The 13131-nt window shown below is 31.4% G+C and carries 16 protein-coding genes; all 16 read left to right on the top strand.

The genetic code is table 11. From position 1 onward, the window contains the following. The first annotated feature begins 72 nt into the window (after positions 1-72). The 16 genes from H3N56_RS02555 to H3N56_RS02480 all read left to right on the top strand — a co-directional run bounded on the left by H3N56_RS02555 (position 73) and on the right by H3N56_RS02480 (position 13128). Positions 73-1383 (top strand): DNA modification methylase, encoded by a 1311-nt coding sequence (locus tag H3N56_RS02555; protein ID WP_185879753.1) that lies wholly within the window; start codon positions 73-75, stop codon positions 1381-1383. After that, a complete protein-coding gene (locus H3N56_RS02550; RefSeq protein WP_185879752.1) occupies positions 1384-2085 on the top strand; it encodes a hypothetical protein in 702 nt (233 codons plus the stop codon). 569 nt (positions 2086-2654) lie between these two features. After that, positions 2655-3308, top strand: a complete 654-nt coding sequence (locus tag H3N56_RS02545) for a hypothetical protein (RefSeq protein WP_185879751.1) — start codon at positions 2655-2657, stop codon at positions 3306-3308. Continuing rightward, on the top strand, positions 3268-5121 hold the full coding sequence (locus tag H3N56_RS02540) for a phage terminase large subunit family protein (protein WP_185879750.1): 1854 nt from the start codon (positions 3268-3270) through the stop codon (positions 5119-5121). Before H3N56_RS02545 ends, H3N56_RS02540 begins: the two co-directional genes overlap by 41 nt. Then, on the top strand, positions 5118-5351 hold the full coding sequence (locus H3N56_RS02535; protein ID WP_185879749.1) for a hypothetical protein: 234 nt from the start codon (positions 5118-5120) through the stop codon (positions 5349-5351). The genes H3N56_RS02540 and H3N56_RS02535 overlap by 4 nt, the downstream gene beginning before the upstream one ends. A gap of 9 nt (positions 5352-5360) precedes the next feature. Next, positions 5361-6857: a phage portal protein gene (locus H3N56_RS02530; protein ID WP_185879748.1), complete on the top strand. Its 1497-nt coding sequence runs from the start codon at positions 5361-5363 to the stop codon at positions 6855-6857. Continuing rightward, entirely contained in the window at positions 6820-7851 is a 1032-nt protein-coding gene (locus H3N56_RS02525; RefSeq protein WP_185879747.1) for a head maturation protease, ClpP-related, read from the top strand. Before H3N56_RS02530 ends, H3N56_RS02525 begins: the two co-directional genes overlap by 38 nt. Further along, on the top strand, positions 7851-8180 hold the full coding sequence (locus H3N56_RS02520) for a hypothetical protein (RefSeq protein ID WP_185879746.1): 330 nt from the start codon (positions 7851-7853) through the stop codon (positions 8178-8180). The genes H3N56_RS02525 and H3N56_RS02520 overlap by 1 nt, the downstream gene beginning before the upstream one ends. Positions 8181-8193: 13 nt before the next feature. Further along, a complete protein-coding gene (locus tag H3N56_RS02515; protein ID WP_185879745.1) occupies positions 8194-9207 on the top strand; it encodes a major capsid protein in 1014 nt (337 codons plus the stop codon). A 21-nt stretch (positions 9208-9228) separates the two neighbouring features. Next, positions 9229-9627 (top strand): hypothetical protein, encoded by a 399-nt coding sequence (locus H3N56_RS02510; protein ID WP_185879744.1) that lies wholly within the window; start codon positions 9229-9231, stop codon positions 9625-9627. Next, positions 9599-9943 (top strand): hypothetical protein, encoded by a 345-nt coding sequence (locus H3N56_RS02505; RefSeq protein ID WP_185879743.1) that lies wholly within the window; start codon positions 9599-9601, stop codon positions 9941-9943. The genes H3N56_RS02510 and H3N56_RS02505 overlap by 29 nt, the downstream gene beginning before the upstream one ends. Then, entirely contained in the window at positions 9940-10494 is a 555-nt protein-coding gene (locus H3N56_RS02500) for a hypothetical protein (RefSeq protein WP_185879742.1), read from the top strand. The genes H3N56_RS02505 and H3N56_RS02500 overlap by 4 nt, the downstream gene beginning before the upstream one ends. Further along, complete coding sequence (locus H3N56_RS02495; protein ID WP_185879741.1) at positions 10487-10945, top strand: hypothetical protein; 459 nt, start codon at positions 10487-10489, stop codon at positions 10943-10945. Before H3N56_RS02500 ends, H3N56_RS02495 begins: the two co-directional genes overlap by 8 nt. Next, complete coding sequence (locus H3N56_RS02490) at positions 10945-11172, top strand: hypothetical protein (RefSeq protein WP_185879740.1); 228 nt, start codon at positions 10945-10947, stop codon at positions 11170-11172. The genes H3N56_RS02495 and H3N56_RS02490 overlap by 1 nt, the downstream gene beginning before the upstream one ends. Beyond that, entirely contained in the window at positions 11162-12610 is a 1449-nt protein-coding gene (locus tag H3N56_RS02485; protein WP_185879739.1) for a phage tail protein, read from the top strand. The genes H3N56_RS02490 and H3N56_RS02485 overlap by 11 nt, the downstream gene beginning before the upstream one ends. An 11-nt stretch (positions 12611-12621) precedes the next feature. Further along, positions 12622-13128, top strand: coding sequence for a phage major tail tube protein (locus H3N56_RS02480; protein WP_185879738.1), 507 nt, complete (start codon positions 12622-12624; stop codon positions 13126-13128). Positions 13129-13131 lie beyond the last annotated feature (3 nt).

Genomic DNA, 13131 nt, shown 5'->3' with positions numbered 1-13131 from the left:
GAGTCCTAAAAGTGAAATTGAATAACTTTAAATCAGAGACGAAAATAGACGAAGTTTAAACAAGGAGACGAGATGGAAAAAATAAATATACAAGCTCTTAAGATTAGTCCTGAAAGTCCAATTATAAATAATCCAGAGCAAATAGAGATTTATAAAAAATTAATATTGGAAACGGATAGGACAACACCAATAATAGTTAACGAAAATAATGAGATAATTCTGGGAGAAGCTAAATACCTGGCTTTAAAAGAACTAGGAAAAGAAATAGTTGAAGTTCAAAGAATGGAAAAATTATCTTTAGAACAAGTGAGATTGTTAAGAATAGTTGAAACTAGAGCGATTCAATTAGGTGAATGGGACGATGAAAAGTTATTGAAAGAACTTGAAGGGTTGGGAGAATTAGTAAATATAAGTGGGTTTGATATAGATGCTCTTAAAGAAACTTTAGAGAAGTATGGTGATTCGATTGACGAAATAGAGGAAATTTCAATCCCTGAAGTTGAAGAAGTGTTCTTTTCGAGAAAAGCAGACTTATATATTTTAGGTGAACATAAGCTGCTATGTGGAGATTCAACAAATCAAGAAGATGTAAAAAGATTATTAGGAGATGAAAAAATAGATTTGTTGCTAACAGATCCTCCATACAATGTCAACTATGAAGCTAGTAATGGTTTAAAGATTCAAAATGATAAATTATCCTCAGAAAAATTTTATGAGTTTTTAGTGGAGTTTTATAAGAATTCTTTTAATTTTATGAAAGATGGAGCTGCATTTTATATATTTTATGCAGATATGGAAACAGTATCATTTAGGAGAGCTTTAAAAGAGTCAGGATTCAAGCTATCACAGAACCTGATTTGGGCAAAAAACGCTTTCAACCTATCCAGACAAGATTATAACTGGAGACATGAACCAATCCTTTATGGATGGAAACCAGGAGCCACACACTTCTTTATAAAAGATTATACCCAGGATACTGTTTTGGAAGAAAATATAAATTATAAGAAAATGTCTAAAACTGAATTGATAGAACATATTTATTCTATAAATAAACACTTGGAAGAATCAAGTACGGTAGTGAGAGAGGAGAAACAAATAATAAATGATGTTCATCCAACAATGAAGCCAATTAAGCTATTAGCAAGATTAATGGCAAATAGTTCAAAAAAAGGGTGGATAGTGGGAGATTTATTTGGAGGAAGTGGAAGTACGTTAATAACAGCGGAACAATTACAAAGAAAAGCAAGAATGATGGAATATGATCCAAGGTATGTTGATGTAATAGTTAAGAGATATATGAGGCTAGGTAAAACAGATATTAAACTAATAAGAGATGGATTGGAAATAAATTATCAAGAGATTGCAGAATTTATAGGTGATTAAATGAGTAACATAGAGAACTTAACAAATAATCAAATAAAAGCGTTAATTCTTTATGAGGAGATGTTTTTAAATAAAGTTGGTAAAACCAAGTTGAATAAATATAAGGCTATAGGAGAGCAACTAGAGACTCCTACAACAACGGTTAAAACGTGGATAACTAGATATTACGAGAATTATATAGAGTTTAAAAAAGAACTTCCCAAAAAGACTCAAAAAAAAGACTCAAAAAGACTCAATTTAGAGGGCTTGACAGGATTAGAGTTAAGATACATAAAGGCTAGACTGTCTGGATTTGGAAAAGAAGAAGCTAAAGAACACGCAGGATATAGTGAGAATACAAAAGCAGTAGATATAGAAAAACAACCAAATGTAGCAAGAACCCTGGAAGAGATAAGAAAAGATTTTTTAACGGATGAGAAACATGGGGTAGAGGCAGTAATTAAAGCGATAGATAAAGTGCAGCTAAAAGCAGAAGAATATAAGACAGAGGATATGCTTACAACAAGATTTACAACAACAGATGGAAAAGATATTACCAGAACTATAAAGAAAACAAATGCTTTTGGAGTAGAGCTAGCGGCACTAAAGATGAAAATGTCTATCCTTGGATATGATCCTAAGTCATTAAACATTAAACAACAAAGTACAGATGAAGAAGGAAATGAAAGGGTAGAGATAATTCCGAGGAGGAAAACTAGATGAAGAAAGAACCAGCGAAGAAACCCCCACAAGTAGACGATCCTAATAAGTATCAAGGATAAAAAATAAAAACCACCTCAGTAGTAGAGGTGGCTTTCATTTACAATAGTTTATATATTCCATACAGTAAGGAATCACAATTCATGTTATATAATTTTTACAACAAAAAGTCAAGTTTATAACAAAATAAAGACTCCTCTATTGGAATGAAACACATCAACCTGTTCTAAAGATTAATAAAAACGAAAAGAAAAATGCCTAAGGTGATAAATTCCATCGTTAATATTCAATAAAGAAAAAGGTTGAGCTAATAATTCCCTAAGGGTATTTAATAAAACGCGAGGCCGGGGGGGCTTCAAGCTTAATTCAATAACAATATATATCAAGTTTCCAACAGAGGAGTTGGTACGAGTATATTACGTTTGTACCAAAAAGTCAAACAAAAGAAAAAAGGTACTGTGGAGGGGACATCCCCAGCTTGAGGGTCGAAACGAGTCGCGACGCTTTCAAAATTTTATTTATTTTTTTCGGTTCCTTCCATTTGCCAGGGGAATAGAATTCGGGGTGAGAGTATGAAATCAAAGTATTATATTGGTGAGGATAATCTAGCAGAAATGACAGGATTAAGTCCTAGATCTATTAGGAATAAATTTAAGAATTTTAAAATAAAAGAAAAAGAATATGACTATTTAGCAATAGCTGAAGATGCAATAGAAGAAAAATATTCTCTAAAGAAAAAGCAAATTTTTGTAGATGTAGAAACTTTTTCAAGAATTTTGGGAGTAACAGAAAAAACAATCCAAAACTATAAAACTAAAAAAATATTATTAGCAGAAATCGATGGGACCTTTGATTTACTAATGAATTTAGAAAAGTACAATCAAGAATCAAACGAATACAACAAAATTTTAAGAGTAAAAAGAGAAAGAGAAGAAGTTAGAAAAGAAAGAGAACTATTACTTTTAGATATTGAAGAGAGGAAGTATATTCCAGTGGATCTTTATGGGAGCATATTAAGAGACCTTTCGACTACATTCAAGCAAGAATTACTAAGAACAGCAACCACAATTACAGTAAATTTAAAGAACCAACCTCATACAAAATGGAAAAAAAATATTCAAGAAATTTTAGATGGTACATTAGTAAATTTAAATAAATTATCTGAAGAAATAGGAGAGAAAGTTATTGAAATATATAAAAAAGAAGAAGAAGCAAACACTCAATAAAAACTCTTTAAAAAATTTAACAAAAAGTAAAGATATTATTTTATCGAACTTTCTTAAAGGTTTAATTGGAATATCAAGGATGAATCCTTTGAATTGGGGGGAAGAATTTAGATATTTATCTAACGAAGGATCTGCTGAACCTGGAAAATTTGGGATAAAAAGAACTCCATACATGAAGGAAGTTTTAGAAAAATTTTCACAAGAAGAGGTTAAAGGAGTAGTTTTGATGTTAGCCTCACAACTTGGTAAATCTGAAACAATGAATAATATAATAGGTTGGATAATACATATGTACCAATGTCCAACTTTGATAGTATTTCCAACAGAGACAGCTGCAGAAGAATATTCAAAAGAAAGAGTAGCTCCTATGTTAAGAGATACACCAGTTTTAAAAGAAATCATGGGAGAAGTATCTGGCACTACAATTAAATATAAACCTTTCCCGGGAGGATTTTTATCATTTAGAGGAACTGGAGCAGCTCATAAATTAGCAAGTAAACCTATTTGTATAGCTTTGTGTGATGAAATTGATAGATTTCTAAGTACTAAAGAAGGAGATCCGATAACATTAATACAAAAAAGATTAACCACATTTAAAGAAGATGCAAGGTTATTTTTATCAGGAACCCCAACCATAAAAAATCATTCAGCTATAGAAAAACACTATCTGGAATCAACACAAGGAGAATGGTATATTCCTTGTCCAGAATGCGGAGAATACGTAACTTTTTCATGGGAAAGAATGAGGTTCTCAGAAGATGGAAAAGGGGAACCAACAATGATTTGTCCAATATGTGAAATAGAAAACAAAGAAGATGAATGGAAAGCTAATGAACAATCAGAAGGAAAATGGATACATAAAGATTCAGATATAAAAACGTATGGATATAAGTTATCGTCCTTAGCAAGCCCTTGGATGTCATGGAGAAATATTGTAGAGGAATACCTAAAGAAAAGAAATGATTTACAAGAATTAAAAGCTTTTTATAATACCGTATTAGCTGAAACGTGGGATGAGGAAGTAAAACAGACTGTAGGCTATGAAGGGTTGTTTAATAGAAGGGAAGAATATGATGAATTACCAGATGAGGTAGCAGTTATAGTATTAGCAATAGATACTCAAGATACTTGGTTCCAACTTGAATATGTAGGTTATGGTGAAAAAATGGAAAGTTGGGGACTAGGAACACATAGAGTGGTAGGGAATGTGAGTGAAACTTCAACATGGGAAAAGTTAGATGATTATATAAATAAAAAATTTGTAAATAGTAAAACAGGAAGAACTTTGAGTGTGGAAGTAACGGTAATAGACACCGGAGGTCATTATACAGATGAGGCTTATAACTTCATATTTCCAAGACAAGGAGATGCAGTTTATGGAATAAAAGGAATAGGTGGAAGTAGACCAGGATTTAACGGAAGTAAAATTACTAACTGTGGAAGAGTCAATTTAATATCTTTAGGAGTAAATAATTTAAAAAGTACAGTATATGCAAGATTATTGTTAAACAATCCTGGCGAAGGTTATTGTCATTTTAGTCTTAATCCAAAACATGGGTATGATATAGAGTATTTTAAATCTTTGACTGCAGAAATAAAAAAAATAAATAAAAATGGAAATGTTGTTTGGGAAAAAATAAGACCAAGAAACGAATCTTTGGATATAAGGGCTTATATACTAGGAGCTCTATTATCGGTTGGAATAGACATAGATGAAATAAATAGAAGATTGAAAATTGTATCAATAAACTTAAATCCAATACTATCAAAAGAACAAGAAGTTGAAATATACAAAGGGGAAATAGACATATGAGTGCAACTGGTTTAACGTTAGAAGAAGCAAGAGTTAGATACAGAGGGTATTTGGCCGCAGAAGAATCTGTGCTCCTGGGACAGGAATATGAACTTTCAACTGGAGAAAAATTAACAAGAGCAGATTTAAATAAAATTAGAGCGGGATTAAAATACTGGGAAGAGAAATGTATTGAGTTATCAGACAAAGAATTATGTGGGATAGGAATTTATCCAATCGGCTTAAGGTAAGGAGCTAAAATGAGAAGAAATAAAAAAAGAAATAGGACTAATAAAATGGATCCTGTAAATTATGCAGAATCAGGAGCCAGTCTTGTAAGTACTGCATTATCTGATTTAATACATACCTTAAATTCTACAGAAGAGGATATCGAAGATAATAAAGATGTACTCATGGGAAGGTCAAGACAACTAGCTATGGGAAATGCTTTAGCTATCTCAGCTCTTAAAAAGTTTAGGACAAATGTTGTTGGAACAGGATTGAAATTAAAATCAACAATAGATGCTGATATTCTTGGAATCTCAGAAGAAGAAGCTGAAAAATTAGAAGATAAGTTGGAGTCTTTGTGGGAATATTGGGCCGAAACTACTGAATGTGATTTTGAAGGGCAATGTAATTTTTATCAACTTCAATCTCTTTCAATGTTAACAAAACTGAGAGATGGAGAGTGTTTTGTAGCATTACCTTTTAGAAGAGGACCTGGAGAAGTATTTGATCTAAAGATAAGGATATTAGATTCAGCTTTATGTTCATCCCCGACAGGGACCCTTAAAAAGATAGTCAACGGGATAGAGAGTGACGAGCAAGGAGTACCGGTAGCTTATCACTTTAAAAAAAGCTATAGTTCATTTGATTTTGTAAGAATTTCTAAATTTGGAAGTGAAACAGGAAGAAGAAACATATTAATGCTTATGGAAAAAGAGCGCCCAGGTCAAAAAAGAGGAGTCCCGATTCTAGCTCCAGTTTTTGAAGAATTGCATCAAATAACTAAAGTAAGAAGGGCTGAACTAAAAAATATAGCAGTTTCAACAATATTTACAGGATTTATAACTAGCGAAGGTGGAAGCCAACATATGGCAACAAAATCAAGCTTAGAAAAGATTGTTAAAGAAGATGGAAAAGAGATAAAACTAGGAGCAGGGAACATATGGGCCTTGCCACCCGGTCAGAAGTTAGAGTTTGCAAATCCAAATAGACAGTGTGCTTCTTTAGAAGTTTTTATTTCTTCAGTAGCCAAAAATATAGGAGCCTGTATAGAAATTCCTTATGAGGTTTTAATGAGTTCTTTTAATTCTAGTTATTCAGCTTCTAGAGCCTCATTAAATGAAGCTTGGAGGACCTATATGCTTCATAGAGAGTGGCATATAACAGAATTCTGTAAGCCTATTTATGCTGAATTTCTTGATTACATAGTAGATAAAAAAATAATAGAACTTCCAGGATATAGAGAAAATTTACTAATGAGAAGAGCATATCAGAGTAGTGAGTGGTTTGGAAATAGTGCGGGTCAAATAGATCCATTAAAAGAAGTAAAAGCAAGTGTGGAAAAAGTAAGAAGTGGATTATCTACATTAGCAAGGGAAAGCAAAATACTAACAGGAACTGATTATGAAAAAACATATAAGCAGAGAAAAAGAGAAATAAAACTGGAAGGAGAACTAGAAAAATTGAAAAAAGAGTTTAGAGGAGGAGAAGGAAATGTCCTGGTGGCGAGCGGTCAAAAAAAAGGGGAATAAAGCGGAGATCCTCATTCTGGGAGAAATAGGAAATTCTTGGTGGAGCAAAGTAGATACAAATAAAATAAGAGAAGAATTGTCAGAGTATGATGACGTTGAAGAAATAACTTTGAGGATAGATTCACCTGGAGGATCAGTATTTGCAGGAATAGGATTATATAGTTATTTAAAGGACCATAAAGCAAAAGTAAAAGTATATATTGATGGAATGTGTGCTTCGATAGCGACAGTGATTGCAATGGCTGGAGATGAGATATATATGAATAATGCATCTCAATTTATGATTCATAATCCATGGACAGTCGCAATGGGAGAAGCTAATGAATTAAGGCATGATGCAGAGGTATTAGATGGGATTAGAGATTCTATTTTAAATGCTTATATGACAAAATGCAAAATAACAAAAGAAGAATTAATAGTAGCAATGGATAAAGCAACTTACTATAAAGCTGATAGAGCTTTAGCGGCTGGTTTTATAACAGAGATTACACATGCAACAACATTTAAAAATTATATGGAAGATTGGGATTTGACATATTCTAAATATGAAAATAAATTTAAAAATCCAATTGTTATAGAGAATAAAACAGAAATGTCGGAGGAGAAAAATATGACTTTGAAAGAATTGCAGGATAATCACCCTGAGTTGTATAACCAGATTTTGGAATCAGGAAGAAATTGTGAAAGAGAAAGAATTAAAGCTTTAGATGGATTCAAAGACAAAATTAACAAAGCAGGTCAAGAATTATTAAATAAAGCTAAGTACGAAACTTTTGATACAGCTGAAAAGCTAGCTTTTAGCTTAATACAGAATGGAGGAATTATTTCTACTGAAACTCCGAAAGCTGAAGATGAAAAGTTAGATCCTTTTGCAACAAGAGTAAACGATGCTAAAGATCTGAATGGAATTGAAGGAACAGAAGTTGTGAAGACAAGTGCTCAAAGTCAAGAAACAGTTTTAAATTATATAGATGAGATTGGAGGAATGAAATAATGGGAAAAGTCGAAAAGATAGGTGGAAGAAATTTAAAAATAGATACAAGTTTTCCTTTTATTAAAGAAAGTTATATTTTAAAGCAGGGAGATTATGAACAAGGAACTATTTTACAGTTAGAAGAAGTAACGGGCAAGTTGGAGAAATTATCGGGGGATGGATCACCTCATAGTATTTTAAGTGAAGATTATTCAAATGAAACAGCTGAGATTAAAGCTGTTGTATATTTAACAGGATGTTTTAACAATGGAGATTTAGTATATCCAGAAGGCAAATCATTAGCAGATTTTAAAGAAAAATTAAGAGAAAAAACAATATTCGTAAGATAAGGAGAGAATAAATATGCCAAAAGGAACAATATATAGCACAACATCATTAATGAAAGCGAAGGAAAAAGTTAAATTACCAGTTTTATTTCTTTGGAACATGTTAATTTCTAAAGAAAAAGCACATAGGGCAGTTGAATTAGAAATTCATAGCAAAGTTGGAAATAGAACTATAGTTCCACTCGTTGGAAGAAGAGAGAATGGAACTTTTATAAAAAGGGAAGCTTTTCAAAAAAGAACTTATGCACCCAAAATGTTAAAACCTTACAAAATGATAGATATAGATTTATTAACTCAGCAACAATATGGGGAGACAATTTATGGAGATCCAATGAGAAATCTTGTAAAAATTATGATGGAAGATGTTGAGGAATTAAAAACTATAGCAATTAGAACAAAACAGTATCTATTGTCACAATTATTGACAACTGGGGTATTACCAGCTAATGAAGGAGATGAGGCGATAGACTTTGGAGAGTTTAAAAAAGTAATTTTATCAGGACATTCTTTATGGACAGATCTTAAATCATCTCCAATTAATTTTTTAAAAGAACAAAGAAAAAAAATTCAAAAAGAAATGGGGGTTGTTCCTGATACTTTAATTCTTTCAGCTGAAGTTGGAGCAGCATTCCAAGAGAACCCTGAAATAAGAGAGTTGTTAAAATTAAATCAGGGAGTAATGATTTCTATGGCTCCAAGGGAAGTTCAAGAGGGAGTGGCATATTTAGGATATATTCCAGAAATAAATACAACAGTATATACATTTACAGATTTTGTAGATGATTTAAAAGGTATAACAACAGAACTGATTCCTAGTAATGGAGGAATCTACATAAAGAAAAAATCATTCGTGTGTGATTACGCCTTGATAACAGCAAGACTAAAACAAGGACAAGATGCACAAACTTTTGTAGTTGATGAACTAATTAGAAAAGTAGAAAAAGATGATATTGATAAAGTTGAGTTATTATCATCACCATTTATAAGACCAGAAACTCCAGGGTCGTGGGTATATTTTGAAGCTATATAAAATTTAAAAGAGAGGGGAAAGATGAAAACAACAATAAAAGTTAGAGTAACTAATTGTACGGTTTATTATAATAATAACGAATATAAACCAAGTGAGATTTTAGAAATAGAAGAAAGATTTTTTAGAGATGATTGTATGGAGAAAATCATAACAACACTCTCGAAAGTTGAAGATAAAACAGAAGAACAAAATGAAGTTAAAGAAATTGAATTTCCTTTAACAGTAAAGGAGTTAAAAGATTTTAGTAAAGATAGATTTGGGATTATTTTAACCAAAGCAAAAAAAGGTGAAGTCATAGAGGAAGCTGTAGATAAATTTAATGAAAAAGGTCTAGAGTTAGAACATGAAGTAAAGAACTATTTAGATCAAAGTAAGTCGAAAGTTGATGAAAATGAAGAAAACACTGAAGGATCAATTTAAGCAAGATGTAGTTAATGTATTTTTAAATAAAGATGAATTTGCTCAAATTTTAAAAGTACAGTTCCCACCGATGGAAGAGATGGAATTAGTAGGGGTATTATCAACAATAAGTGACTCTTGGAAACATCCAAGAGTCGCTCCCATCAATGAACAGAAAATAGAAGAAACAATCCTTATAATAGATTCAGAGCCTTTTAAAGAATATAACTTTAAACAGGGAGCGGAAATATATGTAAACGATATTAAATACCTTGTAAGTAAAATTAGAGACAATGGTTATATGAAAGAGTTCACTCTAAGGAGAAAAGAAAAATGATGTATGTTGAAATAGATAAAGATTTAAGCGAGCAGTTAAAGATATTTTTTAATAACAAATCAGGAATAATTAATAGGTTACTAAATAAAGCTTTAGCTAAAACAACAACATATATAAAAAAAGCAACAAATAAAGAAGTGAAAGAAGAATATGATATTTATGAAGGTTTGATTAATCCAGGGATAAAAATAGTAACAAAAAATGGGGAAAGTCAATTGTTAGCTAGTGTAAAAAGAAGGGACATTAGTGATTTTTACGTATCTTTGATGACACCAGGAAAGAGTAAAAGTAAACTTTTAGCAAGAGTTAAAAAGAAAAATGGAGAAACAGAAATGAAAACTATGTTCTGGGCTTTCCACAAAGAAAATACAAGTAAATTAGGTTTATATATGAGACTCTCAAACAGAAAACATATAACAAGAGTAAAATCACCATCTTTATTTCAGATGGTAACCACTATAGAGGTATCAGAAGAAGTAATGAGTGGTGCAAATAAAGTTTTTAATGAAACTTTAGAAAAGTTATTTCAAAAGGAGTTAGAGAATGTCTAAAACAATAACCATTCAAAATAATATTTTAGAACATTTAAAAGAAAATTTAGACATTCTAAGATTGAAGTATTTTAGGATGTTTTTACCAAAAGAAAATGCAATAGAAGAAAAAGGAAAAAATGAAAGTGGTTATTATCCATTTTTACTAATAAGACCGCGGAAAGAATTGAAAGATGGGGTATTTAAGAAAAGAATTTTTGAAATAATAATTGGATTAGAAGAAGAAAATGATGACAAAGCGCAGGAAAATCTTTTTGACATAGTCGAAAAAGTTATAGAAATAATAGAAAAAAATAGTATTGTTCCTGGGAAATTTGCAATCAATCCTGCAACTATAGTAGGTGATTTTAATCCAGAAGTATGTGGAGAAGACTTTTGGGGTTATACAATAACTTTTGAAGCTGATATTCCTGCAGTTAAATCAAAAATATTAGAGGAGATGGATTTTTAATGAGTGAAAAATATATTTATTTAGGAGAGGACCTACAACTAAAAAATATTTTTCTAAAGAAGAATATGGTTATATCATTTTCTGACTTGAAAGAAATTGAAAAAATAAATACAAAAGCTAAAGATTTATTTATTAATACAAAAGAATTTCCAAAGTTCAAATCGAATTTAGCTTTTTATTCTAAAAAAATAGAAAAAACCTTCCAGGAGGTACTAAATGGAATTTAGACATGGATTGAGAACTAATGAGATTGAAAGTGGGGAAAAAGTCTATTTATCTGCTAAAACACCAATAGTGGTATTTGGAGCTGCTCCAATCAATATGGGAGATATGAGTTGTGTTAATCAACCAACTCTAATTCAAAATGTGTCTGAAGCTACAAAATACTTTGGTGGAGTAAATAAGGTAGAAGGCTTTAATATATCTGAAGTTTTATATTCTGCATTTCAATTATTTGGAGTAGCTCCAGTGATTTGTATAAATGTATTAAATCCTAAAAAACACAGTGAAGTAGAAGTGTTAACGGGAATTATAGTAAAAAATGGTATGGCTAAAATAGAAAAGGTTGGAATAATTCCAAGTGAACTTATATTAAAAAAAGGTGGAACTGAAGAATCTATAGATGTATTAAACTATCAAACTTCTTTTGATTCTAATGGATATCTAGAAATTTATTTTGAGGATTTAGAAATAACATTAATAGATGGAAGTGTAAAAAGACTAAATCCGAAATTAGTTACTCCCGAAGATATAATAGGGCAAATAGACATTAAAGCTCTTAAAAAAGAAGGTTTGGAATTAGTTGATGATATTTTTACTAAGTATAGTGTAATTCCAGGAGCGGGGATAGCTCCAGGATACACGCACGATAATGAACTTAGAACTATCATGAATACTAAATTTCAATCTGTAAATGGTGGAAAGTGGAAAAGTATTATAATTACCGATATTCCAGAAAATGTAAAATATGGTGATGCCATAAAGTGGAAAAAAGATAATAACGCAATAGATCCCGAACAAATATTGTGCTATGGAAAAGGAGTTCTTGGAGATAAAAGATTACATCTTTCAACATTAGTTGCTTGTGAATTACTAAGAGGTAATGCAGAAAATGGTGGAGTTCCATGCGACTCTCCATCAAATAAACAAGCAAAAGTATCAAAAGTAGTTTACAAAAATGAGGATACAGATTCATATGAAGAAATGGGATTAGATGAAAGACAAGCAGAGCTCTTAAATGAAAACGGGATAGTTACAGCAATTCAAACTCCTGGAGGATTTATGTTTTGGGGAAACAGAACTTCAGCTTTTCAGCCAGGGGGAACAACAGAAAAAAAAGACATATGGATTCATGCTAAAAGAATGATTCAATTTATCTGTAATACGATAGCTCTTAATAACCAAAATGAGGTCGATAAAACAATGTCCAAGATGAAAGCGTCAGCAATAAGAGATGACATCAACCAATGGTTATCAGCACTCAAATCAGAAGAAAAAATATCAGGAGCAAGAGTTGCATTTAGACAAGAGGATAATCCAGAACAGAATGTAGCGAATGGAAAGTTTGTGTGGGCAGTTGCTTTTGGGGATGTACCTATTGGGGAAGACTTGCTATTTAATGTAAAGAATACTTCAGAATTTGCTGTAGAAATGTACAAAAATTAGGAGGATAGAAAATGGGAATAATTCCAAGTTTAATAGCCGATGCACTAGTTAAAGTAAACGGCAGCCAAACAGTAGGTTTAGCGAGTTATAACTTGCCTGAAATAAGTTATAAAGAAGAAGAAATAACAGGTTTAGGAACAGGATCCAGAAAAGAGATTTTAAAAAATAGTATTGAATCATTAAGTATGAGTTTAAAAATACGTGGTGTAGATAAAGAAGCTATATCAATTTTGAAAAAAAATAAAGTTACTTTAGTTTTAGCAGCAGCGGTGCAAGTAGATGGAGATGATTTAAGTTATCTTACTATTGTTGCAACAGTAAAAGGAAGTGTAAAAAGTTTTAAAATGGGAGAAATAAGTAAGGCCGGGAAATTAGAACCTGAAATGGAGCTAAATTTGGATTACTACAAGCTTGAAATAAATGATGAAGTTATTCACGAAATAGATCAAATTAACAATACACTTGTGATAGATGGTAGAGATATTTATGACGGAATTAAAGCAGCTTTAGGAGGATAAGAT

Origin of the sequence: Cetobacterium sp. 2A (assembly GCF_014250685.1) — a bacterium.
Lineage (GTDB): Bacteria > Fusobacteriota > Fusobacteriia > Fusobacteriales > Fusobacteriaceae > Cetobacterium.
This window is presented reverse-complemented; position numbering and strand designations above follow the sequence as displayed.

What these genes read in the sequence shown, in the direction of transcription:
- H3N56_RS02555 (WP_185879753.1), top strand. Translation starts at nt 73, where the DNA reads ATGGAAAAAATAAATATACAAGCTCTTAAGATTAGTCCTGAAAGTCCA.
- H3N56_RS02550 (WP_185879752.1), top strand. Translation starts at nt 1,384, where the DNA reads ATGAGTAACATAGAGAACTTAACAAATAATCAAATAAAAGCGTTAATT.
- H3N56_RS02515 (WP_185879745.1), top strand. Translation starts at nt 8,194, where the DNA reads ATGCCAAAAGGAACAATATATAGCACAACATCATTAATGAAAGCGAAG.
- H3N56_RS02545 (WP_185879751.1), top strand. Translation starts at nt 2,655, where the DNA reads ATGAAATCAAAGTATTATATTGGTGAGGATAATCTAGCAGAAATGACA.
- H3N56_RS02490 (WP_185879740.1), top strand. Translation starts at nt 10,945, where the DNA reads ATGAGTGAAAAATATATTTATTTAGGAGAGGACCTACAACTAAAAAAT.
- H3N56_RS02525 (WP_185879747.1), top strand. Translation starts at nt 6,820, where the DNA reads ATGTCCTGGTGGCGAGCGGTCAAAAAAAAGGGGAATAAAGCGGAGATC.
- H3N56_RS02510 (WP_185879744.1), top strand. Translation starts at nt 9,229, where the DNA reads ATGAAAACAACAATAAAAGTTAGAGTAACTAATTGTACGGTTTATTAT.
- H3N56_RS02495 (WP_185879741.1), top strand. Translation starts at nt 10,487, where the DNA reads ATGTCTAAAACAATAACCATTCAAAATAATATTTTAGAACATTTAAAA.
- H3N56_RS02485 (WP_185879739.1), top strand. Translation starts at nt 11,162, where the DNA reads ATGGAATTTAGACATGGATTGAGAACTAATGAGATTGAAAGTGGGGAA.
- H3N56_RS02480 (WP_185879738.1), top strand. Translation starts at nt 12,622, where the DNA reads ATGGGAATAATTCCAAGTTTAATAGCCGATGCACTAGTTAAAGTAAAC.
- H3N56_RS02505 (WP_185879743.1), top strand. Translation starts at nt 9,599, where the DNA reads ATGAAGAAAACACTGAAGGATCAATTTAAGCAAGATGTAGTTAATGTA.
- H3N56_RS02520 (WP_185879746.1), top strand. Translation starts at nt 7,851, where the DNA reads ATGGGAAAAGTCGAAAAGATAGGTGGAAGAAATTTAAAAATAGATACA.
- H3N56_RS02535 (WP_185879749.1), top strand. Translation starts at nt 5,118, where the DNA reads ATGAGTGCAACTGGTTTAACGTTAGAAGAAGCAAGAGTTAGATACAGA.
- H3N56_RS02500 (WP_185879742.1), top strand. Translation starts at nt 9,940, where the DNA reads ATGATGTATGTTGAAATAGATAAAGATTTAAGCGAGCAGTTAAAGATA.
- H3N56_RS02530 (WP_185879748.1), top strand. Translation starts at nt 5,361, where the DNA reads ATGAGAAGAAATAAAAAAAGAAATAGGACTAATAAAATGGATCCTGTA.